This window comes from Nocardia sp. JCM 38205 (genome assembly GCF_058222935.1).
In genome coordinates this window covers 838,465-864,508 of record NZ_JBYHFL010000001.1, presented here as the reverse complement: position 1 = coordinate 864,508, position 26,044 = coordinate 838,465, and the positions used below count along the sequence as shown (strand labels likewise).

Annotated in this window: 23 protein-coding genes; 20 read left to right on the top strand and 3 right to left on the bottom strand. The window is 69.1% G+C overall.

From position 1 onward, the window contains the following. Positions 1–22: 22 nt before the first annotated feature. Complete coding sequence (locus tag AC4HOU_RS03975; protein ID WP_195019623.1) at positions 23–736, bottom strand: HD domain-containing protein; 714 nt, start codon at positions 734–736, stop codon at positions 23–25. Positions 737–805: 69 nt separating this feature from the next. Beyond that, positions 806–1,432, bottom strand: a complete 627-nt coding sequence (locus tag AC4HOU_RS03970; protein WP_195019622.1) for an alpha-ketoglutarate-dependent dioxygenase AlkB family protein — start codon at positions 1,430–1,432, stop codon at positions 806–808. A 125-nt stretch (positions 1,433–1,557) separates the two neighbouring features. Between AC4HOU_RS03970 and cycA the strand changes: the two genes are divergently transcribed. The 15 genes from cycA to AC4HOU_RS03895 all read left to right on the top strand — a co-directional run bounded on the left by cycA (position 1,558) and on the right by AC4HOU_RS03895 (position 20,825). Continuing rightward, entirely contained in the window at positions 1,558–3,036 is a 1,479-nt protein-coding gene (gene cycA, locus AC4HOU_RS03965; RefSeq protein WP_194992024.1) for a D-serine/D-alanine/glycine transporter, read from the top strand. A 210-nt stretch (positions 3,037–3,246) separates the two neighbouring features. Beyond that, positions 3,247–4,089, top strand: a complete 843-nt coding sequence (locus tag AC4HOU_RS03960) for an SAM-dependent methyltransferase (protein ID WP_490724138.1) — start codon at positions 3,247–3,249, stop codon at positions 4,087–4,089. A gap of 266 nt (positions 4,090–4,355) precedes the next feature. Next, positions 4,356–5,030: a bifunctional pyr operon transcriptional regulator/uracil phosphoribosyltransferase PyrR gene (gene pyrR / locus AC4HOU_RS03955; protein ID WP_138447450.1), complete on the top strand. Its 675-nt coding sequence runs from the start codon at positions 4,356–4,358 to the stop codon at positions 5,028–5,030. Continuing rightward, positions 5,027–5,983 carry an aspartate carbamoyltransferase catalytic subunit gene (locus tag AC4HOU_RS03950; RefSeq protein ID WP_195019620.1) on the top strand — a complete coding sequence of 319 codons (957 nt, stop codon included), beginning with the start codon at positions 5,027–5,029 and terminating at the stop codon, positions 5,981–5,983. Before pyrR ends, AC4HOU_RS03950 begins: the two co-directional genes overlap by 4 nt. A 70-nt stretch (positions 5,984–6,053) precedes the next feature. Then, entirely contained in the window at positions 6,054–7,391 is a 1,338-nt protein-coding gene (locus tag AC4HOU_RS03945; RefSeq protein WP_195019619.1) for a dihydroorotase, read from the top strand. Then, a complete protein-coding gene (locus AC4HOU_RS03940; protein ID WP_163814598.1) occupies positions 7,391–7,885 on the top strand; it encodes a PH-like domain-containing protein in 495 nt (164 codons plus the stop codon). The genes AC4HOU_RS03945 and AC4HOU_RS03940 overlap by 1 nt, the downstream gene beginning before the upstream one ends. Further along, positions 7,882–9,003 (top strand): glutamine-hydrolyzing carbamoyl-phosphate synthase small subunit, encoded by a 1,122-nt coding sequence (gene carA / locus AC4HOU_RS03935; protein ID WP_163814597.1) that lies wholly within the window; start codon positions 7,882–7,884, stop codon positions 9,001–9,003. The genes AC4HOU_RS03940 and carA overlap by 4 nt, the downstream gene beginning before the upstream one ends. After that, complete coding sequence (carB, locus tag AC4HOU_RS03930; protein WP_163814596.1) at positions 9,003–12,344, top strand: carbamoyl-phosphate synthase large subunit; 3,342 nt, start codon at positions 9,003–9,005, stop codon at positions 12,342–12,344. The genes carA and carB overlap by 1 nt, the downstream gene beginning before the upstream one ends. 29 nt (positions 12,345–12,373) lie before the next feature. Continuing rightward, positions 12,374–13,198 (top strand): orotidine-5'-phosphate decarboxylase, encoded by an 825-nt coding sequence (gene pyrF / locus AC4HOU_RS03925; RefSeq protein ID WP_163814649.1) that lies wholly within the window; start codon positions 12,374–12,376, stop codon positions 13,196–13,198. A gap of 860 nt (positions 13,199–14,058) precedes the next feature. Beyond that, positions 14,059–14,379, top strand: coding sequence for an integration host factor, actinobacterial type (mihF, locus tag AC4HOU_RS03920; RefSeq protein WP_163816037.1), 321 nt, complete (start codon positions 14,059–14,061; stop codon positions 14,377–14,379). Positions 14,380–14,400: 21 nt separating this feature from the next. Beyond that, on the top strand, positions 14,401–14,973 hold the full coding sequence (gmk, locus tag AC4HOU_RS03915) for a guanylate kinase (RefSeq protein ID WP_051016591.1): 573 nt from the start codon (positions 14,401–14,403) through the stop codon (positions 14,971–14,973). A 47-nt stretch (positions 14,974–15,020) separates the two neighbouring features. Next, positions 15,021–15,302, top strand: coding sequence for a DNA-directed RNA polymerase subunit omega (rpoZ, locus tag AC4HOU_RS03910; RefSeq protein ID WP_036537817.1), 282 nt, complete (start codon positions 15,021–15,023; stop codon positions 15,300–15,302). Positions 15,303–15,386: 84 nt separating this feature from the next. Continuing rightward, entirely contained in the window at positions 15,387–16,610 is a 1,224-nt protein-coding gene (gene coaBC / locus AC4HOU_RS03905; RefSeq protein WP_036537816.1) for a bifunctional phosphopantothenoylcysteine decarboxylase/phosphopantothenate--cysteine ligase CoaBC, read from the top strand. A 326-nt stretch (positions 16,611–16,936) separates the two neighbouring features. Beyond that, positions 16,937–18,148 (top strand): methionine adenosyltransferase, encoded by a 1,212-nt coding sequence (gene metK, locus AC4HOU_RS03900; RefSeq protein ID WP_163816034.1) that lies wholly within the window; start codon positions 16,937–16,939, stop codon positions 18,146–18,148. A gap of 73 nt (positions 18,149–18,221) precedes the next feature. Continuing rightward, positions 18,222–20,825, top strand: coding sequence for a primosomal protein N' (locus AC4HOU_RS03895; RefSeq protein ID WP_490724249.1), 2,604 nt, complete (start codon positions 18,222–18,224; stop codon positions 20,823–20,825). 107 nt (positions 20,826–20,932) lie between these two features. Here the strand turns inward: AC4HOU_RS03895 and AC4HOU_RS03890 are convergent, their stop codons facing one another. Next, entirely contained in the window at positions 20,933–21,778 is an 846-nt protein-coding gene (locus tag AC4HOU_RS03890) for an NAD(P)H-binding protein (RefSeq protein ID WP_490724137.1), read from the bottom strand. Positions 21,779–21,856: 78 nt separating this feature from the next. On the opposite strand from AC4HOU_RS03890, the gene AC4HOU_RS03885 reads away from it, so the two are divergent. The 5 genes from AC4HOU_RS03885 (at position 21,857) to fmt (ending at position 25,947) form a co-directional block, all read left to right on the top strand. Beyond that, complete coding sequence (locus AC4HOU_RS03885) at positions 21,857–22,435, top strand: TetR/AcrR family transcriptional regulator (RefSeq protein WP_194992558.1); 579 nt, start codon at positions 21,857–21,859, stop codon at positions 22,433–22,435. A 142-nt stretch (positions 22,436–22,577) separates the two neighbouring features. Then, positions 22,578–23,237: a PadR family transcriptional regulator gene (locus AC4HOU_RS03880; protein WP_195019616.1), complete on the top strand. Its 660-nt coding sequence runs from the start codon at positions 22,578–22,580 to the stop codon at positions 23,235–23,237. 62 nt (positions 23,238–23,299) lie between these two features. Then, on the top strand, positions 23,300–24,325 hold the full coding sequence (locus tag AC4HOU_RS03875; protein WP_163816027.1) for an esterase/lipase family protein: 1,026 nt from the start codon (positions 23,300–23,302) through the stop codon (positions 24,323–24,325). 156 nt (positions 24,326–24,481) lie between these two features. After that, entirely contained in the window at positions 24,482–25,024 is a 543-nt protein-coding gene (def, locus tag AC4HOU_RS03870; RefSeq protein WP_163816024.1) for a peptide deformylase, read from the top strand. Further along, entirely contained in the window at positions 25,024–25,947 is a 924-nt protein-coding gene (fmt, locus tag AC4HOU_RS03865; RefSeq protein WP_195007052.1) for a methionyl-tRNA formyltransferase, read from the top strand. The genes def and fmt overlap by 1 nt, the downstream gene beginning before the upstream one ends. Positions 25,948–26,044 lie beyond the last annotated feature (97 nt).

Here is a 26,044-nt window from a genome sequence, read left to right as displayed (position 1 = left end):
GCGCGTTGTGTGCCCGGTCGGGTCAGCGCGGCGCCAGGATGGCGTCGAAACGTTGATCGGCCAGGTCGAGTTGTTCGAGGATGTGCACCTTGACGTGCTCGGCGAGCGGGGTGTCCGCTCGCAGCACCAGATCTCGGTAGACGTCGGTGAGCGGCCGGTACTTGGTGGCGAGTTTGTGCAGGACGGGCCCGGTGGCGTACAGGATGCCGACGCCGTTGTCGGTGAAATCCGACAGCTTCACCACCCGGGCCCACGGCGCGCGCTCGAGTTCGGTGGTGACGTGCTCGCGATACTGTTCGTGCCGGTCGCGGCCCGGGTCGGGCGCCGGATTGGTCACCGACGCAACGATATCGGCGACCCGTGCGCCGAACCGGTCGGCGAGGGCGGCCAGCGCGGCGGATGTCGGCGAGCCCGATCTCGTCCCGGCCAGCTCGGTGGAGTGGTCTTCCACCGAATCGTGCAGCAGCCCGGCGATCACCACCTCGGTATCGCGCACCTCGTAATGGCTGGCGATCCGGATCGCCACGCGCAGTAGATGGTTGATGTACGGCTCGCGGCCGTATCGGTCCTTGCGGTGCAGATCGGTGGCCAGCTCGAGCGCGGCCGTGAGCTGCTCTGCGCCAGGTAATTCCGCCGTTTCCAGCTCGAATCTGCCGCGCAGCCCGTCTTCACCGTAGACATCGCTGATCGTGTGCAGCGGCATCACCGCCAGCACCCCCGCCCCAGGATCATTCATGCAGCAAATGTAGCGGCAGGGTACGACACCGTGCTGTGGCCGCCGCCACGTTTTCCGCGCCCGGTGATCTCAGCGCACGTTGCGCGGACGGAACTGGATGCTGATGCGCGGGCCGACGGGCTTTCGGGTCTTCGGCACCGCGTGCTCCCAGGTGCGCTGGCAGGAACCGCCCATGACGAACAGATCGCCGTGGCCCGGATGGAAGCGCAGACTCTCGCCACCGCCCTTGGGTCGCAGCAGGAGTGGGCGAGGCGCACCCAGTGAGACGATCGCGACCATGGTGTCGTGGCCGGCGCCGCGTCCGATGGTGTCGCCGTGCCAGGCGACGCTATCGCGGCCGTCGCGGTAGAAGCACAGACCGGCCGTGCGGAACGGCTCACCCAGCTCGGCCAGGTAATGCTCGGTGAGGGCTTCGCGGGCCTGATCCAGCAGCGGGTCGGGCAGCGGATCGGTTTCGCCGTAGAAGCACAGCAGCCGCGGCACATCGACCACCCGGTCGTACATCGGCCGCCGTTCGGCGCGCCACGGTACCGACGAGGCGAGATGCTCGAACAGCTCATCGGCTCCGCTGAGCCAACCGGGTAGCTGGTCCACCCAGGCGCCCGCGGCGAGGCGGGTACGGTGCACCCCGGCCAGCGGCGCCAATCCGCTTTCGCCGAGCCCGTCGAGCAGCGATCCCTGCAGCGGCATGGTCATGAGAGAGAGCCTAACGCCATTCGAACATATGTGCTAGTGACTGCTGTGCATACCCTATCCGCCGGGCCCGCGTCCGTCGCCGGATGGTCGAATGGGGTCTTCGCGCTTGATTCGGAGGGAGTTCCATGGCCGTGCTGCAGAGCGACGGAGGTTCGGGGGACAAGGAGAATCCGGCGGGGGGACCCGAGGGGCCAGGGCATCTGAGCCGTCAGCTGGCCAACCGGCACATTCAGCTGATCGCGATCGGCGGCGCCATCGGCACCGGCCTGTTCATGGGTTCGGGCAAGACGATTTCGCTGGCCGGGCCGTCGGTGATCCTCGTCTACATGATCATCGGGTTCTTCCTGTTCTTCGTCATGCGGGCGATGGGCGAGCTGCTGCTGTCGAACTCCGAGTACAAATCGTTCAGCGATTTCGCCGGTGATCTGCTCGGCCCGTGGGCCGGGTTCTTCACCGGATGGACCTACTGGTTCTGCTGGGTCGTCACCGGTATCGCCGATGTGGTCGCGATCGCCGGCTATGTCGCCTACTGGTGGCCCGAGCTGCCACTGTGGATTCCCGCGCTGGTCTGTATCGCGGTGCTGCTGGTGCTGAACCTGCCCACCGTGCGCGCATTCGGCGAGACCGAGTTCTGGTTCGCCCTGATCAAGGTGATCGCCATCGGCGCGCTGATCGTCACGGGTCTGGTGATGGTGCTGACCGGCTTCACCGGTGACAGCGGCAGCACCGCCTCGATCGCGAACCTGTGGAACGACGGCGGGTTCTTCCCGATGGGGCCGATGGGATTCGTGGCGGGCTTCCAGATCGCGGTCTTCGCCTTCGTCGGCATCGAACTGGTCGGCACCACCGCGGCCGAGGCCAAGGACCCGGAACGAACCCTGCCGCGCGCGGTGAACTCCATCCCGGTGCGCGTGCTGCTGTTCTACGTGGGCGCGCTCATCGTGATCTGCGCGGTGACGCCGTGGCGTGAGGTCTCGCCCGACGAGAGCCCCTTCGTGGCGATGTTCAGCCTGGCCGGTCTGGGGATCGCGGCGAGCGTGGTGAACTTCGTCGTGCTCACCAGCGCCACGTCGAGCGCGAATTCCGGCATCTACTCCACCTCGCGGATGGTCTACGGACTCGCCGGTGACGGCGACGCTCCCGCCATCTTCGGCAAGCTCTCGCCGCGCCGGGTGCCGGCCAACGCGCTGCGTTTCTCGTGTGCGTTCCTGATGATCGGCGTGGTGCTGCTCTACGCGGGCCAATCGATCGTGGAGGCGTTCACCGTGGTGACCACGATCTCGTCGCTGTGCTTCATGTTCGTGTGGACCATGATCCTGGCCAGCTACCTCGCCTTCCGGCGCCGTCGCCCGCACCTGCACGCCGCGTCGAAGTTCAAGATGCCCGGCGGTATCCCGATGGTCTGGGCCGTGCTCGCTTTCTTCGCCTTCCTGATCTGGGCGCTCACCCAGGAATCCGACACCCTGCAGGCCTTGCTGGTGACGCCGATCTGGTTCGCGGTGCTCGGGCTCGCCTACCTGGTGGTCCGGCGCAGCCCGCACCACAAGGCGCTGCGCGACCAGCATCGTGACAAGGTCCTCGCCGAAACCTCGGCGCTGGGCTGACCGGCTGTCCGCCCCGATCGGGGCGGGCATCCCGCGAGGGCGGGGTCGGCGCACTGTCCCGGCCCCGCCCGAGGTGACTTCGGGGCGGCCGGTGTCGTCGTGGTTCGGCCTCCGTTTTCGGTCCCGTCCGCGGTGGCGGCGCCTAGAGTCGTCGGCAGTGTTCGCGAGGTCGCGCGGCAGCCGTCGTGCGGTGCTGGAGGGGAGATGCCGATGGCAGAGGAAACGAGATCCGTACCCACCGCGGGTGTGGCGATGACCGCGATCGGTGTGGCGATGATCCGCATGCGCGAGAGCCTTCGCCCCGACCGGCTCTATGACGACCCCCTTGCCGCAGTGTTCGTCGATGCCGCGCGGACCGGCTTCGACGACGAGCGCTGGGCCCGATTCGAGGCCTTGGCCGACCAGTTCTATGAGGCACGTTCGGTTGCGGTCAGACTCGTCGACGACGACATTCGTGACGGCATAGCGGCCGGCTGCGAGCAGATCGTGCTGCTGGGCGCCGGTCTCGACACCCGGGCGTTCCGGCTCGGTTTGGCGCCGGGCATCCACTTCTTCGAGCTGGACCTGCCCGAATTGTTCGCCTTCAAGGAACCACTACTGGCCTCCCACGATGCCAGGCCCACGTGCGTGCGTCGGGTGGTTGCCGCGGATCTGCGCGAGGACTGGGCGAAGGCGCTGCGGGAGAGCGGGTTCCGCGTAGACTGGCCCACCCAGTGGATCGACGAGGGCGTGCTCGGCTACCTCCCGCGCGAGCAGGCCTACGCGGTCGCCGGCACCGTCACCGAACTGTCGTCCACGGGCAGCCGGTTCGGCGTCGGCCGATTCCAGACCGACGCCGCCGCCCCGTCGTACCGGGCGCTGCGCGACCTGGTGTCCGGCGCCGGCGATCGCCCGACCCCGATCAACGGCCTCGGCCACGACGCCGAAACCTGGTTCGGCACCCACGGCTGGCGCACGAGCTTCCGCGCCTGGGACGATCTCGCCGCACCGTACGGGCGGCCCGTGACGATGAACGACCCGCAGGCAGGCAACATCCTCGCCGTCCGCGAGTGACTTCGGCCTCGCCCGGATCGTGCCGCGGCGGATGCGGGCCTCGTGGCCAGGGTTCGCACCGAGCGTCCGCCGCGCCCGCGCACGACATCGCACGCCGCCATGCGTTATCGGGCTCACAACCGGTGCCGAGTCGAAGATCGGTGTTCCCGCTCACAACCGCTGATCCAGCCCTCACCTGGTGAAAAGCGGCTACGGCGGGCTGATAGGCTGCTCGGCGTAAGACATCCTTTAACGGACCGTCCGGTGAGGCGGGGAAGGAGGTCGGCATGGCTGTGCCCGAAGAACGGGCAGCCGCGTCCGGCGCTGCCGAAGCGACGTCGGCGGGCAGCGGCGACGCCGCCGGGGCGACCGGCCCCTCGGAGCGTCACACTCCGGCATGGGTAGCGGCGGGACGGGAACTGTTGTCTCCCTCCGACGTCGGCCGCACCATCGCGCGTATCGCGCATCAGATCATCGAGAAGACCGCCCTGGATTCGGGCGATCCCGCCGCGCCCCGGGTGGTGCTGATCGGCATCCCGACCCGCGGCACCACGCTGGCGGCCCGGCTCGCGGACAAGATCGAGGAATTCTCCGGTGTCCGCCCGGCGCTCGGCTCGCTGGACATCACCCTCTACCGGGACGACCTGCGCAGCAGGCCGCATCGCCCGCTGGAGCGCACCTCGGTGCCCGAAGGCGGCATCGAGGACGCGCTCGTCGTGCTCGTCGACGATGTGCTGTTCTCCGGCCGCACCGTGCGCTCGGCCCTCGACGGCCTGCGCGACCTCGGCCGCCCCCGCGCCGTACAACTCGCGGTCCTGGTCGACCGCGGCCACCGCGAACTGCCGATCCGGGCCGACTTCGTCGGCAAGAACGTGCCGACCGCGCGCACCGAGGACATCTCGGTGCTGCTCACCGAACACGACGGCCGCGACGGTGTGTACCTGCACCAGGAGGAAGCGTGAGGCATCTACTGACGGTCGCCGATCTGCGCCGCGACGTCGCCACCGAACTGCTCGACGAAGCCGAACGTTTCGAACAGGCCCTGCTCGGCCGCGAGGTGCACAAGCTGCCGACGCTGCGCGGGCGCACCGTGATGACGGTGTTCTTCGAGAACTCCACCCGCACCCGCGTCTCGTTCGAGGTCGCGGGCAAATGGATGAGCGCCGACGTCATCAACGTCAGCGCGAGCAGTTCCTCGGTCGCCAAGGGCGAATCGCTGCGCGATACCGCGCTCACCCTGCACGCCGCGGGCGCCGACGCGCTGATCGTGCGGCACCCGGCCTCGGGCGCGGCGCATCAGATCGCGCGCTGGTTCGAAGAGTGGGCGCGGACCTCAGGTGGATCGGTCCCCGCGGTCATCAACGCGGGTGACGGCACCCACCAGCATCCGACCCAGGCCCTGCTGGACGCGCTCACGCTGCGTCAGCGCCTCGGCACCATCGAGGGCAGGCGTGTGGTGATCGTCGGCGACATCCTGCACAGCCGGGTCGCCCGCTCCAATGCCTTCCTGCTGTCCGCCCTCGGCGCGGAAGTGGTGCTCGTCGCGCCGCGCACGCTGCTGCCGACCGGGGTGGAGAGTTGGCCGGTGCGGGTCTCGCACAGCCTCGACGCCGAGCTGCCCGGCGCCGACGCGGTGCTGATGCTGCGGGTGCAAGCCGAACGGATGAACGGCGGCTTCTTCCCGTCGGCCCGCGAATACGCGGTGAACTACGGACTGTCCGAACGCAGGCTGGCGCTGCTGGACGAGCATGCGGTGGTGCTGCATCCGGGCCCGATGCTGCGCGGTATGGAAATCGCGTCGTCGGTGGCGGATTCGCCCAAGGCCGCGGTGCTGCAACAGGTGACGAACGGAGTGCATATGCGGATGGCGGTGCTGTTCCGGCTGCTGGTGGGGACCCAGGAGGCCGTGGCATGAGCGGTCAGCGCATGGAGAAGGCAGCGTGCGTAACCACGGAAGGCGCCCGATCATGCCAGGAGGTCACAGCATGAGCGAAAACAGTGTGAGCGCATCCGTTCTGCTGAAGGGTGTACTGGTCTACGGCGAGGGCGAGCCGGTCGACGTGCTCGTCGCCGACGGTGAGATCCGCGATATCGCCACCGATCTGGGCGTCATCGACGGCGCCGAGATCATCGACGGTAAGGGCCAGATCCTGCTGCCCGGCTTCGTCGACCTGCACACCCACCTGCGCGAACCCGGCCGAGAGGACACCGAGACCATCGAGTCCGGTTCCGCTGCCGCCGCGCTCGGCGGCTACACCGCGGTCTTCGCGATGGCCAACACCAACCCGGTGGCCGATTCGCACGTGGTGACCGACCATGTGTGGCGGCGCGGTCAGGAGGTCGGCCTGGTCGACGTCTACCCGGTCGGCGCCGTGACGGTGGGGCTGGAAGGCAAGCAGCTCGCGGAGATGGGCACCATGGCCGCCGGTATCGGCGCGGTGCGCATGTTCTCCGATGACGGCCACTGCGTCTACGACCCGCTGATCATGCGTCGCGCCCTGGAATACGCGAACTCGCTCGGGGTACTGATCGCCCAGCACGCCGAGGAGCCGCGGCTGACCGTCGGCGCCGTCGCGCACGAGGGCCCGACCGCCGCCCGCCTGGGCCTGGCCGGCTGGCCGCGCGCTGCCGAGGAGTCCATCGTCGCGCGCGACGCGCTGCTGGCCCGTGATGCCTGCGCCCGCGTCCACATCTGCCACGCCTCCACCGCCGGCACCGTGGAGCTGGTGAAATGGGCCAAGTCGCAGGGCATTTCGATCACCGCCGAAGTCACCCCGCATCATCTGCTGCTCGACGATTCGCGGCTGGAAACCTACGACGCGGTCAACAAGGTGAACCCACCGCTGCGTGAGGCCTCCGACGCCGTCGCGCTGCGGCAGGCACTCGCCGAGGGCATCGTCGACTGTGTCGCCACCGACCACGCCCCGCATGCCGAGCAGGACAAGTGCTGCGAGTTCGCCGCCGCCCGTCCCGGCATGCTCGGGCTGGAGACCGCGCTGTCGATCGTGGTGCAGACCATGGTCCGGCCGGGTCTGCTGGATTGGCGCGGGGTGGCGAAGGTGATGAGCGAGCGCCCGGCCGAGATCGTCGGACTGGACGAGCACGGCAGGCCGATCGCGGTCGGTGAACCGGCGAACCTGGTGCTCGTCGACCCGGACGCCAGTTGGACGGTGCGTGCGAACGAACTCGCCAGCATCTCCGACAACACGCCGTACCAGGACATGACGCTGCCGGCCCGGGTGACCGCCACCCTGCTGCGCGGCCGGATCACCGCCCGCGACGGCGTGGCGGCCTCGCCCGCGCGGACCGGAGGGCAGTCGTAATGGAACGCACGCTGTGGGTGGTCGGGCTGGCGCTGCTGTGGGCCGTACTGATCTACCTGATGTACCGGGGCTGGCAGAACCGGGCGGCCCGCCAGGCCGAGCGCATCGGCGACCTGCCGCCGGTGCCGCAGGAACTGGGCGCTCAGCTGCTCGAACCGACCACCGGCCTCTACCTCGGCAGCACCATGGCGCCGAGCTGGCAGGACCGGATCGCGGTCGGCGACCTCGGCTTTCGAGCCAACGCCGAACTCACCAGGTTCGAGCGAGGCATCCTGCTCGAGCGTGACGGCGCGTCGGTGATCTGGATTCCGCAGGAATCGATCACCGCGGTGCGCACCGAACGCGGCCACGCGGGCAAGGTGATGACAGAAGATGGTGTGCTGGTGATTCGCTGGAAACTGCCGACCGGGACCGAGATCGATACCGGATTCCGAGGAGACGACAAGACGGTGTATCCGGCGTGGGCACAGATGACGACGGGAGACGAGGGATGAGCGGAAATAACGAAGCGGCCTTGGTGCTGGAGGACGGCCGGGTTTTCCGTGGCACCGCCTACGGCGCCGTCGGCGAGACGTTGGGCGAGGCGGTGTTCTGCACCGCGATGACCGGCTACCAGGAAACCCTCACCGACCCCAGCTATCACCGCCAGATCGTGGTGGCCACGGCCCCGCAGATCGGCAATACCGGCTGGAACGACGAGGACGACGAGTCCGGCAAGATCTGGGTCGCCGGCTACGCCGTGCGCGATCCCGCGCGCCGCGCCTCCAACTGGCGTGCCACCCGCACGCTGCCAGAGGAGCTGGTGCGCCAGGACGTCGTCGGTATCGCGGGCATCGACACCCGTGCGGTGGTGCGGCATCTGCGCACCCGCGGTTCGATGAAGGCGGGCATCTTCAGCGGTGACGCCGTGGCCGCCTCGGTCGACGAACTGGTGGCCAGGGTCAACGGCCAGCCGTCCATGCTCGGCGCGGATCTGGCCGAAGAGGTCAGCACCGACGGGCTCTACACCATCGAGCCCACCGGCGAGCACCGCTTCACCGTGGTCGCCGTCGACCTCGGCATCAAGACCAACACCCCGCGGATGTTCGCCGAACGCGGCATCCGGGTGCACGTGGTGCCCTCGGGTACCTCGTTCGACCAGATCCAGGAGCTGAAGCCGAACGGCGTGTTCCTGTCCAACGGCCCGGGTGATCCGGCCACCCAGGACGGCGCGGTCGAACTCACCCGCCAGATCCTCGGTGCCGGCCTGCCGCTGTTCGGCATCTGCTTCGGCAACCAGATCCTCGGCCGGGCGCTGGGCCGCGGCACCTACAAGATGAAGTTCGGCCACCGCGGCATCAACATTCCGGTGGTCGAGCACGAGACCGGCCGCATCTCGATCACCGCGCAGAACCACGGCTTCGCCCTCGAAGGCGAGCAGGGTGAACAGTTCGACACCCCCTTCGGCACGGCCGAGGTCAGCCACGTCTGCGCCAACGACGGCACCGTCGAGGGTGTGCGCCTGGTCGACGGGCGCGCCTTCTCGGTGCAGTACCACCCCGAAGCCGCCGCCGGCCCCCATGACGCCGCGTACTTGTTCGACCGTTTCGCCGGTCTGATGGAAGGAGCCTGATGCCTCGCCGCACCGATCTGAACCACATCCTGGTGATCGGCTCGGGCCCGATCGTCATCGGTCAGGCCTGCGAGTTCGATTACTCCGGCACCCAGGCGTGCCGGGTGCTGCGGTCGGAGGGCCTGCGGGTGTCGCTGGTCAACTCCAACCCGGCCACGATCATGACCGACCCGGAGTTCGCCGACTCCACCTACGTCGAGCCGATCACCCCCGAATTCGTCGAGAAGGTCATCGCCAAGGAGCGCCCCGACGCCATCCTGGCCACCCTCGGCGGGCAGACCGCGCTCAACACCGCCGTCGCGCTGCACGAGCGCGGCGTGCTGGAGAAGTACGGTGTCGAGCTGATCGGCGCCGACTTCGACGCCATCCAGCGCGGTGAGGATCGGCAGAAGTTCAAGGACATCGTCGCCAAGGTCGGCGGCGAGAGCGCCCGCTCGCGGGTGTGCTTCACCATGGACGAGGTGCGCGACACCGTCGCCGAGCTCGGCTTCCCGGTGGTCGTGCGGCCCTCGTTCACCATGGGTGGCCTCGGCTCCGGCATGGCCTACAACGACGAGGATCTCGACCGCATCGCCGGCGGTGGCCTGGCCGCCTCGCCGACCGCGAACGTCCTGATCGAGGAGTCCATCCTCGGCTGGAAGGAATACGAGCTCGAGCTCATGCGCGACGGGCGCGACAACGTCGTGATCGTTTGTTCCATCGAGAACGTCGACCCGATGGGCGTGCACACCGGCGACTCGATGACCGTCGCCCCGGCGATGACGCTGACCGACCGCGAATACCAGAAGATGCGCGATCTGGGCATCGCGATCCTGCGTGAGGTCGGCGTGGACACCGGCGGCTGCAACATCCAGTTCGCGGTGAACCCGGCCGACGGCCGCCTGATCGTCATCGAGATGAACCCGCGCGTGTCGCGGTCCTCGGCGCTGGCGTCCAAGGCCACCGGCTTCCCGATCGCCAAGATCGCCGCCAAGCTGGCCATCGGCTACACCCTCGACGAGATCGTCAACGACATCACCAAGGAAACCCCGGCCTGCTTCGAGCCGACCCTGGACTACGTCGTGGTGAAGGCGCCGCGGTTCGCGTTCGAGAAGTTCCCCGGTGCCGATGGCACGCTGACCACCACCATGAAGTCGGTGGGCGAGGCGATGTCGCTCGGCCGCAACTTCTCCGAGGCGCTGGGCAAGGTGCTGCGTTCGCTGGAGACCAAGTCCACCGGGTTCTGGACCACCGACGACGGACAGTGGGCGCCCGCCTCCGATTCCCCCGCCGATGTCCAGGCCGCGATCACCGCCGTGCTCGACGATCTGCGGGTACCCACCGAAGGCCGCATCTACCAGGTGGAGCGGGCCCTGCGCCTGGGCGCGAGCATCGACGACGTCGCCGCTGCCTCCGGCATCGACCCGTGGTTCGTCGCCGAGATCGCCGGCCTGGTTGAACTGCGCCAGGAACTGCTCGACGCGCCGGTGCTCGACGAACCGCTGCTGCGGCTGGCCAAGCACTACGGCCTGTCCGACCGCCAGATCGCCGCGCTGCGCCCGGAACTGGCCGGTGAGAGCGGTGTCCGCGCACTACGGCATCGGCTCGGGGTGCGCCCGGTGTTCAAGACCGTCGACACCTGCGCGGCCGAGTTCGAGGCCAAGACCCCGTACCACTACTCCGCTTACGAGCTCGATCCCGCCGCCGAATCGGAGGTCGCGCCGCAGCACGAGCGCGAGAAGGTGATCATCCTCGGCTCGGGCCCGAACCGGATCGGCCAGGGCATCGAGTTCGACTACTCGTGTGTGCACGCGGCGCAGACGCTGTCGCAGGCGGGCTACGAGACGGTGATGGTCAACTGCAACCCGGAGACCGTCTCCACCGACTACGACACCGCAGATCGCCTCTACTTCGAGCCGCTGACCTTCGAAGATGTGCTCGAGGTTTACCACTCGGAGTGCGAATCCGGCACCGTCGCCGGTGTCATCGTGCAGCTGGGCGGCCAGACTCCGCTCGGCCTGGCGCAGCGGCTCACCGACGCCGGTGTGCCCGTGGTCGGCACCAGTGCCGCTGCCATCGACCTGGCCGAGGACCGTGGCGAGTTCGGTGACGTGCTGGTCGCGGCCGGGCTGCCCGCGCCGAAGTACGGCACCGCCACCACCGTCGAGCAGGCCAAGAAGATCGCGGCCGAGATCGGCTACCCGGTGCTGGTGCGCCCGTCCTACGTGCTGGGCGGTCGGGGTATGGAGATCGTCTACGACGAGACCTCGCTCGAGGGCTACATCTCCCGCGCCACCGAGCTCAACCCCGAGCACCCGGTGCTGGTCGACCGCTTCCTCGAAGACGCCATCGAGATCGACGTGGACGCGCTCTGCGACGGTGACGAGGTGTACCTCGGCGGCGTGATGGAACACATCGAGGAGGCCGGCATCCACTCCGGTGACTCGGCGTGCGCGCTCCCGCCGATCACCCTCGGCCGCAGCGATATCGAGGCCGTGCGCCGCTCCACCGTCGCGCTGGCCAAGGGCATCGGCGTCAAGGGCCTGCTCAATGTGCAGTACGCGCTCAAGGACGACGTGCTCTACGTGCTCGAGGCCAACCCGCGCGCCAGCCGCACGGTGCCGTTCGTCTCCAAGGCCACCGCGGTGCCGCTGGCCAAGGCGGCCGCGCGGATCATGCTCGGCGCCACCATCGCCGACCTGCGCAAGGAAGGCATGCTCCCCGGCGAGGGCGACGGCGGGCACGTCCCGCTGGACGCACCGGTCGCGGTGAAGGAAGCCGTGCTGCCGTTCCATCGGTTCCGCAAGGCCGACGGCACCGGCGTCGACTCGCTGCTGTCGCCGGAGATGAAGTCGACCGGTGAGGTCATGGGCATCGACGCCGATTTCGGTACCGCCTTCGCCAAGAGCCAGGCCGCGGCCTACGGTTCGCTGCCGACCGAGGGCACGGTGTTCGTCTCCATCGCCAACCGCGACAAGCGCGCCATGGTGTTCCCGGTGAAGCGGCTCAACGATCTGGGCTTCCGCATCCTGGCCACCGAGGGCACCGCGGAGATGCTGCGCCGCAACGGCATCCCGTGCGAACGGGTGCGCAAGCACTCCGAGGACGGCCCGGCCGACGAGCCGACCATCGTCGAGCAGATCCGCGACGGCGAGGTCGACATGGTGTTCAATACCCCGTACGGCAACTCCGGCCCCCGCGTGGACGGCTACGAGATCCGCAGTGCCGCAGTGGGCGTGAACATCCCGTGCATCACCACGGTGCAGGGTGCGGCCGCGGCCGTGCAGGGCATCGAGGCCAGCATCAACGGCGGCATCGGGGTGCGTTCGCTGCAGGAACTGCACGCGGTACTGCGCGGGTGAGCCACGATCAGGAGAGCGGAGCGGGATCGGTGCGGACCTTCGGCGACCGGTTACAGCACGCGATGCGGCATTTCGGCCCGCTGTGCGTCGGCATCGATCCGCATCCGGCCCTGCTCGCCCAATGGGGTCTGACCGACGACGTCGACGGCCTTGAAGCCTTCGCCGAGATCTGCGTCGAGGCCTTCGACGGCTGCGTGGCGCTGGTCAAACCGCAGGTCGCGTTCTTCGAGGTGTACGGCGCGGGCGGGATCGGGGTGCTCGAGCGCACCATCGAGGTGTTGCGTGATTCGGGCACGCTGGTGCTGGCCGACGCCAAACGCGGCGATATCGGGTCCACCATGGAGGCCTACGCCCGCGCCTGGCTCGGCGACGGCCCGCTGAGTTCGGACGCGGTGACGGTGTCGCCGTATCTCGGCTTCGGCTCCCTCGATCCGGCGCTCGAGCTCGCCGAGGCCGAGCACCGCGGGGTATTCGTGCTCGCCGCCACCTCCAATCCGGAAGGCGCGCAGCTGCAACGGATCACCGCCGGTGATGGGCGCACCATCGCCCAGACCGTCGTCGACGCCGCAGCGGCTCGCAACACCGGCGCGGGCTTCGGCTCCGTCGGCGTCGTGGTCGGCGCCACCCTCACCGAGGCGCCGGATCTGAGCAGGCTCAACGGCCCGATCCTCATGCCGGGGGTGGGCGCGCAGGGCGGGGGAGCGGACTCGATACGCGGCCTCGTCCCGCACCACCTGCTGCACGGCGTGGTGCCCAACGCCTCGCGTGAGGTGCTGCGCGAAGGTCCGTCGGTTCCGGCGCTGCGGGCGCGCGTCGCCGCGCTGCAGGAAGAGTTCGGCTTCCTCCAGGCCTAGTGCCCGGCCGCGTACACGATCACCCCGGACCCGGCGGCGGTTTCGGCACGGGTGTCTCATCCGCGACGCATCGGCCGTGGTGCTGGTATCGGCGTCGCGGCGGTGAGATGCTGTGAAGGTTGATCGGGGGATCTCCGGCGGGGCAATAGTCGGCGGTTTTCCATCACAGCACCTCGCACTTGCGGGGGACATCAGGTCCGGCCCGCCCACCCCTCGGGCCGGGCCTGATCCATGTCCGGCGCCGGGCTTCGGCGGCGGTGCCCGAGGTGCGTTTGCTGGTGCCCTGCCGCCTCGCTGAAATGCTGTGTGGTCAGTTGGCGGCCCGAGTACCCGGTACCGCGTCGTCTGGGCCCATAGACGCGCCTGCCTGCCGATACGGCCGTGCCAGGTACTCGCTGTCCCGCGTCCAACCGTCCTGCTTCGACGCCCAACGGCCGGCCGCCACGGCGCGCTGACCTGATCTGCGCACCGCCCTGACACGGTCGGAGGTTCGCGCGCGAGATGCCCGGAACGCGACACGCGCCTGATTCCGGAACGACACGCAGAAATTTTCCAGAAAGTTCCTGGTCGGGGGGTTGTGGGTTTGCCGGCGGCGGTGACGACGCCGTGGCAACCGCCCCGCTAATTCGTTCCGTGTACGAAAACGCCCTGCTTGCAGGCTGTTTCGTGGATTCGAACCGGTGTTCGGGAGGGCGGGCGGGCCGGGGTCGGCATTGCGTCCGGCGTCCCCTACGGCATCGTCGAATCATGCGCTGACCTGGGGGGTGGGTTCGCAATCGGCAGGAGTCGTGGGTACGGTCGCTGTCACTGCCGGGTAATTGGGCAGTAGTTGATGCAATGAACGATGAGACGGAGGAACCGTGGCCCTTCCCCAGCTGACTGACGAGCAGCGCGCCGCTGCTTTGGAGAAGGCGGCGGCCGCTCGCCGCACTCGGGCGGAGCTCAAGGATCGCTTGAAGCGTGGCGGCACCGACCTGAAGAGCGTCCTCGACGATGCCGAGACCAATGAGATCATCGGCAAGATGAAGGTGTCGGCGTTGCTCGAGGCCCTGCCGAAGGTCGGCAAGGTCAAGGCGGCCGAGATCATGACCGAGCTGGAGATCGCTCCCACCCGCCGTCTGCGCGGCCTGGGCGATCGGCAGCGTAAGGCCCTGCTGGCCAAGTTCGACCTCGGCGCCTGACAACCGCCGGTGGTCGAACACATGACGAAGGGTCGGCTGGTCGTTCTGGTCGGCCCCTCGGCCGTGGGCAAGTCCACCGTGGTGCGCTGCGTTCGCGAACGCCTACCGCACCTGGTGTTCAGCGTGTCGGCCACAACCCGGGCCCCACGGCCCGGGGAGGTCGACGGCCGTGACTACCGGTTCGTCAGCCGCGCGGAGTTCGACGCGATGATCGAAGCCGGTGATCTGCTCGAATGGGCCGATATCCACGGCGGACTGCAACGCTCGGGCACCCCGGCGGCCCCGGTCCGCGCGGCGCTGGCCGAAGGCCTGCCCGTGCTGGTCGAGGTCGATCTGGAAGGTGCCCGCTCGGTCCGTAAGGCGATGCCGGAGGCGCTGCTGGTGTTCCTGGCCCCGCCGAGCTGGGACGAGCTGGTCTCGCGGCTGCGTTCGCGCGGCACCGAATCGCCGGAGGTCATCGAGCGCAGGCTGGAGACCGCGCGCACCGAACTGGCCGCCTGTGACGAGTTCGACATCGTGATCGTGAACGACGAGGTGACCAGCGCCTGCGAGCAGTTGGTATCGTTGTTCGTTAGCACAAATTCGAGTTCGTGACACCCGTCCGCGACAATATCGGTCAACAACCCGCAGGAGCCCCCCTAGTGAGCAGTACGGACACCATCTCCGCGCCCGCCTACGACACTCCGATCGGTCTCACCAACCCGCCGATCGACGAGCTGCTCGAGCGCACCTCGTCCAAGTACGCCCTGGTCATCTACGCCGCCAAGCGGGCACGTCAGATCAACGATTACTACAACCAGCTCGGCGACGGCATCCTCGAGTACGTCGGCCCGCTGGTCGAGCCCATCGCGCAGGAGAAGCCGCTGTCGGTGGCCATGCGTGAGATCCACGCCGACCTGCTCGAGCACACCGAAGGCGAGTGACCACGTCCCGGTGAGGCCGGTGCACGGCACCGTGGCTCGCCGGGCACATCGGGCGCTGGTGTCCCGCACAACACAGGAGGCGCAATGACCACACGGGTCGTTGTCGGGGTCGGCGGGGGCATCGCCGCCTACAAGGCGTGCGCGCTGGTGCGCCGCTTCACCGAAACCGGGCACGAGGTCCGGGTCATTCCCACCGAGTCGGCCTTGCAGTTCGTCGGCAAGGCCACCTTCGAGGCACTGACCGGCAACCCCGTCAACACCGGGGTGTTCTCCGACGTGCCCGAAGTGCCGCATGTGCGGCTCGGGCAGGAAGCCGATCTCGTCGTCATCGCGCCCGCGACCGCCGATCTGATGGCGCGCGCCGCCACCGGCCGCGCCGACGACCTGCTCACCGCCACCCTGCTCACCGCGCGATGTCCCATCCTGTTCGCGCCCGCGATGCACACCGAGATGTGGGAGCATCCCGCCACGGTCGCCAATGTCGCCACCCTGCGTGCCCACGGCGCCAATGTCATGGAACCGGCCTCGGGCCGGCTCACCGGCACCGACACCGGCCCGGGGCGCCTGCCCGAACCCGAGGAGATCTTCGGCCTGGCCTCGCTGCTGCTCGAGCGCGCCGACGCCATTCCGCGTGATCTCGAAGGCCGCCGGGTGGTGGTGACCGCAGGCGGCACCAGGGAACCGCTGGACCCGGTGCGTTTCCTCGGCAATCGCAGCTCCGGTAAGCAGGGCTACGCCCTGGCTCGGGTCGCGGCCCAGCGTGGCGCGCACGTGACGCTCATCGCGGGCAACACCATCGAGATGGCGGCCCCGGCGGCCGTGGAGCTGGTGCACATCACCACCGCCGAGCAGCTCAAGACCGCGGTCGACAAGCACGCGGCCGGTGCGGACGCGGTGATCATGGCGGCGGCGGTGGCCGATTTCCGGCCCACCAATGTGGCCGCGGCCAAGATCAAGAAGGGTGCCGGCGAACCCGACACCATCGCCCTGACCAAGAACGACGACATCCTCGCCGGACTGGTCCAGGCCCGCGCCGACGGCCAGCTGCCGGGCACCGCGATCGTCGGATTCGCCGCCGAAACCGGTGACGAGCACGGTGACGTGCTCACCCATGCGCGCGCCAAACTGGCCCGCAAGGGGTGCGATCTGCTCGTCGTGAACGCGGTCGGTGAGGGCAAGGCGTTCGAGGTCGACACCAACGACGGCTGGCTGCTCGGCGCCGACGGCACCGAACAGGCACTCGACCACGGGTCCAAGGCACTGCTGGCCAGCCGGGTGCTCGATGCGCTCGGGCCGCTGCTGAGCTGAGCGACCATGCCGGGCCGCCGACCATGCGTTGCTGCGAGATGCCTTGCGGGAGCGAGGTAATCGTGCCAACTGCATGCGCGGGAGCCGGGCGGCAGCGTCTAATGGGAACGGGAAATCGAACGGTGCCATCGCGAGCCGGGACCGCGGTCCGGGACGGCGGGCCGGCGCGTCGGTGGTTTGGAATAGTCTGGGATCAGGGTTCGCGCCCGGCGTGGCACCGTTGCCGCCGCGAGCGATGTCGCCGACCGTAGGCATCGCACCAGCGGCAATGCGGCGCTAGGGTCGCAAACCGAGAAGAGCAACCCGTTGAGGGAGAGGGAACAACTGTGCGCACGACCGGCAGTCGGCTATTCACCAGTGAGTCCGTGACGGAGGGTCATCCGGACAAGATCTGTGATGCCATCAGCGATTCCATCCTCGACGCGTTGCTCGCGGAGGATCCGCGCAGCCGGGTCGCGGTGGAGACCCTGGTCACCACCGGCCAGGTGCATGTGGCCGGTGAGGTCACCACCGAGGCGTACGCGGATATCCCGCGCATCGTCCGCGAGAAGGTGCTCGAGATCGGATACGACTCCTCGGCAAAGGGTTTCGACGGCAACTCCTGCGGTGTGAACATCGCGATCGGCGCACAGTCGCCGGATATCGCGCAGGGCGTCGACACCTCGCACGAGGCCCGCGTCGGCGGCTCCGACGACGAGATCGAGCAGCAGGGCGCAGGCGATCAGGGCCTGATGTTCGGCTACGCCACCACCGACACCCCCGAGCTGATGCCGCTGCCGATCGCGCTGGCGCACCGGCTCTCGCGCAAGCTCACCGAGGTCCGCAAGTCCGGTGTGCTGCCCTACCTGCGGCCCGACGGCAAGACACAGGTCACCATCGAATACGACGGTGATCGTCCGGTCCGGCTGGACACCGTCGTCATCTCGACCCAGCACGCCGCCGATATCGACCTGGACAACCTGCTCGCCCCCGATATCCGCGAGAAAGTCGTGGACGCGGTGCTGGCCGATCTGTCGCTGCCCAGCCTGGATGTCGCCGATGTGCGGCTGCTGGTGAACCCCACCGGCAAGTTCGTGCTCGGCGGCCCGATGGGCGATGCCGGTCTGACCGGCCGCAAGATCATTGTCGACACCTACGGCGGCATGGCCCGCCACGGTGGTGGCGCGTTCTCCGGTAAGGATCCGTCGAAGGTCGACCGGTCGGCTGCCTACGCGATGCGCTGGGTCGCCAAGAACGTCGTTGCCGCCGGCCTGTCGGACCGAGTGGAGGTGCAGGTCGCCTACGCCATCGGCAAGGCCGCCCCGGTCGGGTTGTTCGTGGAGACCTTCGGCACCGAGAAGGTCGATCCCGCGCGTATCGCCGGCGCTATCACCGAGGTGTTCGACCTGCGTCCGGGCGCCATCATCCGCGATCTGGACCTGCTGCGCCCGATCTACGCGCCGACCGCCGCCTACGGTCACTTCGGCCGCACCGACGTCGACCTGCCCTGGGAGCACACCGACCGCGCCGACAAGCTGCGCGCCGCCGCCGGCCTGTAGTTTCCGCGCCCGGGTGGACGAACTCGCGGCCGACCACACCCCCGGCGACGAACCGTCGCCGGGGGTGTCGGCTGTGTCGGGGGCGTCCGCACGGCAGGCTCCGGCCCTCGCGCTGCCGATCGCGCGGGTGCTCCCGCTGCTCACTCCGGCGCATTTGGATCGCGATTTCGACTATCTCGTCCCGCCCGAATTCGACGAGATCGCGCAGCCGGGCGTGCGGGTGCGGATCCGGTTCGCCGGGCGCCTGGTCGACGGCTATCTGCTCGACCGGCTCGCCAGCACCGACCATACGGGCAAGCTGGTGCCGCTGGATCGCGTGGTTTCCGCCGAACGCGTCCTCACTCCTGAGATTCTGCGCCTGGTCAACTCGGTGGCCGCCCGGTACGCCGGCAGCCGCGCCGACGTGCTGCGCCTGGCGATTCCGCCTCGGCACGCCCGCACCGAGAACGGCGGACCCGCGAAGCCCAAGACCGCCAAGGCGACCACGAAAAGCACTGCGGAAGAAGTCGATGCGCCGGCCGGGGCGCCACACGACACCATGGCCGTACGGCCGGATGAGGATATCCGGTCGGCGACAACAGCAACCGAGGGCACCGCTGCGCAACGAACACAGGACAACCCCGAATCCGCGAAGCCCGGGGGCATCCCGAATAGCGGTGTGAGCACGGGCGATTCATCCTCGTCGGCCGCGCTGAAACCCACGGGGGGCCCAGTCGGTGCAGCCAGCGGCGAGGAAGATGGCGACGGCGGCCGTGCAGGGACTGATCGCGCGGGTGCAGCGCAACACTCGAGCCCTAGTGCAGCCCGTAGCCCGAAAAGCCCGGAGAACGAGGCGATTCCGACGACAGCCGCGCCGAGTCCGGATATGGGCTGGTCGAACGGACCTGGCCTGCCCCCTGTTTCGGTCGAGCCGAATGATCTCGGTGTATCCCATGGACCCGAACGGCCGCGCGCTTCGAACGAGCCGAATGACCTCGATACAGCGCAAAGTCCGGGTGGCGGACCGGCCGAGCCGCACGCACCGGAGGCGATGAACCCTGCCGAACTAGTGGACCGCGCCGGTGTCGATCTCGCGCCATGGAATCGATACCTGCACGGTGCGAGCTTCCTCGAGGCCCTGGCGCAGCGCCGGGGTGTGCGGGCGGCGTGGCAGGCGTTGCCGGGAGAACAGTGGGCGGCGCGTTTGGCCGAGCTCGCGGCGGTGGTGGTCGCCGGCGGGCGAAGTGCGGTGCTGATGGTGCCCGATCAGCGTGATCTGGATCGGGTACTGGCCGAATGTCAGCGGTTGGTGGGGGAGCGGGCGGTCGGACTGTCGGCGGGGCTCGGGCCGGCGGCGCGCTACCGGCGCTGGCTGGCGGTGCTGCGCGGGAGCGCCACGGTGGTGGTCGGTACCCGCGCCGCGGTGTTCGCCCCCGCCCGGGAGCTGGGACTGATCGCCATCTGGGACGACGGCGACGACACCTACGCCGAACCACGCGCCCCCTACCCACACGCGCGGGAGGTGGCCATGTTGCGCGCGTACGAGACGGGTGCGGCCTTTGTCGCGGGCGGATTCGCGCGTACGGCCGAAATCCAGGCGGTGGTGGATTCCGGCTGGGCGCACGATCTCGTCGCCGATCGCGCGACACTGCGCTCGGCTACGCCGCGGATCAGTGCGCCGGGCGACACCGACCTGGCCTTGGAACGCGATCCCGTCGCGCGCGCGGTACGGATACCGGGCGCGGCCTTCGCCGCGGCACGTTCGGCGCTGAAGGAGGGTGCCGGGGTGCTCGTGCAGGTGCCTCGGCGCGGCTACGTGCCCGCCCTGGCCTGCGGGAAATGCCGCACGCCCGCGCGTTGCCGGCACTGTAACGGTCCGCTCGCGCTGCCGGACCGGCCCCGGCGGGCCGGTCCGGAATCCGCAGATATCGCACACAGTCCCGCCTGCCGCTGGTGTGGGCGCACCGAGGCCGGTTTCCGTTGCGCCGCTTGTGGTTCGCGGGCCTTGCGGGCGGTGGTGATCGGAGCGACGCGGACCGCGGAGGAACTCGGGCGAGCCTTTCCCGGTGTGCCGATCCGCGGTTCCGGCGGCGGCGCTGTGCTCGACACCGTGGAACCCGGGCCCCAGGTGGTGGTCGCGACCGTCGGCGCCGAACCTGTCCTGCCCGGTGGTTATGGCGTCGCCCTGCTGCTCGACGGGTGGGCGCTACTGGGCCGGGCCGATCTGCGCGCCGCCGAGGACGCCCTGCGCCGCTGGATGACCGCCGCCGCCCTGGTCCGCGCGCACGGTCAGGTGCTGGTGATGGCAGAACCGTCCATTCCCACGGTCCAGGCCCTCATCCGCTGGGATCCGATCGGCCACGCCCGAGCCGAGGTCGACAGCCGCGCGGAGGTCGGTTTTCCGCCCGCGGTTCGCATGGCCGCCATCGACGGTACCGCCGAGGCCATCACCGAACTCCTCGCGGCCGCAACGCTTCCGGACTCGGCCGATCTGCTCGGGCCGGTACCGCTGCCGCCGTTCGCGCGGAAGCCCTTCACCGGCGATTCACCCGCCGAGGTCGAACGTGTCCTGCTGCGCACGCCCCGCCACGACGCCGCCGCACTGTCCCGAGCCCTGTCCGCCGCCCAGGCCGTCCGCAGCGCCCAGCGCTCCGACGCTCCGCTGCGGGTGCAGATCGATCCCATCGACATCGGCTGACCATCCGGGGGTCGGTGCGCCGCGGTCGCCCCGAGTACGCGATGTGACGGTCCGTGCTGCGTGCATGCGTGCCGGCCGCCGACCGCGCACACCGGTGACTTCTCATCTCAGCGGAACACCTCGATATGTGCCGACGCCCACTCGGCGAAGGTACGCGCGGGCCTGCCGAGCACCGTCTCGATATCGGGGCTGATCAGCAGCTCAGCGCCGGTGGGTGCGCCGATGATGTCGAGGGTGGTCTCGACCACCGGCTCGGGCATGAACGCCAGCATCGCGTCGCGCGCCTGCGCCCGGGTCTGCTCGATGAATCGGACCGGCTCACCGAGAGCATCGGCCAGCGCTGCTGTCCGCTGGCGCGGGGTGCTGCGCTCGGGCCCGGTGAGCGTGTAGACCCGGCCGCTGTGCGCGCCGCTCAGTAGTGCCGCTGCCGCGACCTCGGCGATATCGCGCGGGTCGACGACGGGCAGGCCGACATCGCCGAATGGCGCGGCAACCGTGCGTGTTTCCCGTACCGAAGGGGCCCACGCGAAGGCGTTGGAGGCGAAGGCCCCCGGCCGCAGGATGGTCCACTCCAGCGCCGACTGGCGGACGGCTTCGTCGAAGGTACGCGCGATCGCGCCGTGCGAGACCGAATCCGGCCGGGTGGCCACGCCCTGCGATGACAGCAGCACTACTCGGCGCACGCCGCCGGCCTTGGCGACATCGAGAATGTCGGCCGGCCGCATCAGATGCGCACTCATGCCGGTGTCGTGCAGGAACAGTGCCTCGGCGCCGTCGAGAACCGGCCGCAAGCTCTCCGGATCCGTCACATCCGCCTGCTGGGTGCGCACGCCGTGCGGGACGGCGTCGGCTGCGACGGTGCGCGAGACGGCCGTCACGTCCGCGCCTGCTGCTGCCAGGGCGCCCACCAGGGCGGTGCCGACATTTCCGGTTGCTCCGGTGACCACGATCATCGTTCATCCTTAGTTAGTTGGCTGACTTACTGCAAGAACCATAGCGGACGCGTGACGGAGTTGTCTACAGTTAGTTGCATGACTGACTCACAGACCGCGGTGAAGGCGGGGAAGCGGGAGCGTCTGGTGGACGCCGCCGTTCGGGTCTTCTACGAACGTGGCGTGGAAAAGACCACCATCGCCGATATCGCGAAGACGGCCGAGGTGCCCGTCGGCAACGTCTACTACTACTTCAAGACCAAGGATCAGCTGATCGAGGCGGCGATCGATGCGCATCGGCGCAGGCTCGGGGATCTGCTCGAGGAGCTCGATCGTCTCGATACCCCGCAAGAGCGGCTGCGCGCTCTGATCGCCGGCTGGGTCGACCTGCGCGAACAGGCGGCGCAGTTCGGCTGCCCGTTCGGCACGCTCGCCTCGGAGATGGACAAGCGGCCCGAGGTGCTGGATGCGGAGGTGGCCGACACCATGCGTGTGCTGGTGGACTGGGCGCAGCGGCAGTTCGAGCAGATGGGGCGGGCGGACGCGGCCGAACTCGGTGTCGCGCTCATCGCCGCCTATCAGGGTATTTCGTTGCTCACCAACACGTTTCGTGACCCACGCCTGATGGAGGCGGAGGGGGATCGACTGGCGCGCTGGATCGACTCGCTGGCTACCTGATCGCTCTCCGAGCGTCGGCCTGTCATCCGGGGGTGGCAGGCCGACGGTGTGCGGTGGATCGCAGACCAAGGGGTTGTCGTGGATAGATTGCCGATATATCGTTGATATTGTTCAACAACATCGGAGTCTGAGGAGGCTCGACATGGAAAACGCAGAAACGCATCGAGGACATGGTCGCCACGGCGGCAGGCAACGACCCGGGTTCGACGAGTGCGGCCCGCGGCGCGGACAGTTCCGTCGCGGCGGTCGGCACGGCTGGGGTCCGGAATTCGGCCCCGGCTTCGGGCCCGGGTTCGGGCCGGGCTTCGGCCCGGGTTTCGGCCGCGGACGTGGTCGCGGCGGGCGCGGCAGGCGCGGTGACGTCCGCGCGGCCATCCTGCTGCTGCTGACCGAACGCCCCATGCACGGGTACGAACTCATCCAGCAGATTCGCGAACGCAGCGACGATCTGTGGCGACCGAGCCCCGGATCCATCTACCCCGCGCTGGCGCAGCTGGAAGACGAGGGCCTGGTGCTCATCGAGAAGGTCGCCGGTCGCAAGACCGCGAAACTCACCGAATCCGGCACCGCCTACGTCGAGGAGCATCGTGAGGATCTCGGCGATCCGTGGGCCGACGTCACACAGGATGTCGGAGCACAGGCGATCGACCTACGCGCACTGGTCGGTCAGCTCATGGGCGCGGTCGCCCAGGTGGCCGCGGCCGGTACACCGGAACAGGCGGCGAAGGCGGCCGATGTGCTCACCGAGGCCCGCCGTTCGCTCTACCGCATCCTGGCCGACGACGAGACCCCCGAAAAATAACGGGGTGGTGAATACCCCGTCCAGGGCGCGCTTTTCGGGCGGATCGGGTAGATCATTGTGATATGGAACAAACACGGGGTTTGTGGGGTCGGGGAACGTCACAACGAGGTCGCGTCGCGCTCGCCGGCCTCGCGGTGGCCGCCGTCCTCATCGGTTCGGCGACGGCGCTGTCCGGGTCGGCAGGGGCCCAGCCGCCCGGATATCGACCGCCGCTGGTACCGACAGCGTCCGCGCCGCCGCAACCGGATCATCTGGCCGCCGCGCTGTACATGAAATCGCATCCGGACGCCGTACCGGAGGGCACCAACGATTTCGGCTGTACGCCGACGGCCGCCCATCCACGCCCGGTCATCCTGGCCCACGGCACCGATGCCAGCGCCTATTCCGACTGGTCGGCCATCGCACCGCGGCTGGCTGCCGAGGGGTACTGCGTGTTCGCGCTCAACTACGGCGGCAAACCGGGTGCGGTCAGCTTCGGCACCGAAGATCTGCGGCTGAGCGCCCATCAGATCGGTGGTTTCGTCGACGAGGTGCTCGCGGCGACCGGTGCCGACAAGGTCGATCTGGTCGGTTTTTCGCAGGGCGCCAATGTCACCCGCTACTACATCAACAAGCTCGGCGGAGCCGAGAACGTCGGCCGCTGGGTCGGGCTCGCCTCGCCCAGCTACGGCGGGGTGATGTACGGGCTGGTGCCGATCGCCCAGGCCATCCCCGGAGTGCTGGAGGCGTTCGCGCAGGTCACGTCGCTGGCGGCGGTGCAGCAGGCGCAGGGTTCACCGATCATGCTTGAACTGAACGCCGGCGGCGACACCGTGCCCGGCGTGCACTACGTGACCATCGGCAGCCGCGTCGATGAGATGATCCAGCCGTTCGAGAACATCGCGCTGCACGGTCCCGGCGCGGAGAACGTGGTGATCCAGGATCGCTGCCCGGCCAACATGACCGGTCACTTCCACATGGTGTACGACCCGTTCGTGATGCAACTGTTGCTGGAAGCTCTCGATCCGGCCACAGCGCCCACCCCGGTGTGCGAGCCGGTGCAGCTGGGCACCGGCATCCCGCAGGTCGTCATCGGGGGCAATATCTGAGTCGAGCGGAGACGGCCGGACGGAGGGCTCGACACCCCGCCCGGACCGCACCGGATTTGTACCAGCAATCGGTCGCGGCATCCGGGATCTCCGGGCCGCCCGGCGTGCTCTCTAGAATGGGGCGACCGACTTTCCTCCGTACTCCCGGGAGCCGCCGTGACCATTCAGCCCGTTCGCCTGTTCGGCGACCCCATCCTGCGAGCCCGCGCGACGGAGGTCACCGAATTCGATCGTGAGCTGCGGCAGCTGGTCACCGACCTCACCGAGACCATGCACGACGACGGCGGCGTCGGCATGGCCGCCCCGCAGATCGGGGTCGGGTTGCGGGTGTTCGTCTACGACACCGGCGACGCCGCCGGTCACCTGGTCAATCCCAGCTGGACGGTGCTCGGCGACGACGAGCAGGTCGGGCCGGAAGGCTGCCTGTCGATCCCCGGCCTGCGCTACGACACCCGCCGGGCGCTGCGCGTACGGGCCACCGGCGTGGACATGACCGGCGCGCCCGTCGAGTTCGACGCCGAGGGCCTGCTCGCGCGCTGCGTGCAGCACGAAACCGATCATCTGGACGGTGTGCTGTTCATCGACCGGCTCGAGCCCGCCGACCGCAAGGACGCGATGCGTTCGATCCGGGAATCGGACTGGTTCGCCGCCGGAATCACCGTGCGTCCCAGCCGGTCGGTCGCCGAGCGGAGTCGCTGATGCGGATCGTGTTCGCGGGCACACCCGAACCCGCGGTGCCGTCGCTGCGGCGGTTCATCGACTCCGATCGCCATGAGGTGGTCGCGGTGATCACCCGGCCCGATGCCGTCGCCGGACGTGGCCGCAAGGTCACCCGGTCGCCGGTCGGCACATTGGCCGACGAGCACGGCATCCCGGTGCTCACCCCGGCCCGCCCCGCCGACCCCGAATTCGTCGCCCAGCTCACCGAATTGGCGCCCGACTGCTGCCCGGTGGTGGCCTATGGCGCGCTGCTGCCGCGGCAGGTACTCGACATTCCGCGCTACGGCTGGATCAACCTGCACTTCTCGCTGCTGCCCGCCTGGCGGGGTGCCGCCCCGGTACAGGCGGCCATCGACGCCGGCGACGAATTCACCGGCGCCTCCACCTTCCAGATCGAGACCGGACTCGACACCGGCCCGGTCTTCGGCGTGGTGACCGAACGCATCTCCGTCACCGACACCGCGGGCGAGCTGCTCGACCGGCTGGCCGACAGCGGCGCCGTCCTCTTGGAGAAGACCCTCGACGGCGTGGAAGACGGGACCCTGCAAGCGGTTCCGCAGCCCACCGACGGAGTGTCCTATGCCCCGAAACTCTCGGTGGAGGCGGCGCGGGTGCGCTGGGATCAGCCCGCCCTCGCCATCAGCCGCCGCATCCGCGCCGTCACCCCGGCCCCCGGCGCCTGGACCGTCGTCGCGGGCAACCGGCTCAAGCTGGGCCCGGTCGAATTGGTCGAGGATCAGCTGCCGGAGCGGCACATCGAGGTCCGCAAGACCGGTGTCTACGTCGGCACCGCGACGACCGCTGTCCGCCTGAATCAGGTGCAGCCGCAAGGCAAACGCATGATGGCGGCCCTGGACTGGGCCCGCGGCGCCCGCCTCGAGCCGGGCGCGGTGGTCGAATGAACGACAACGATCGCGAACGTCGCAGCCGAACGGGCGGCGGCGAGCGTCACCGTGACAAGCCGGTCGGCGGTCGTGGCGGCCGGGAGGAACGACCTTC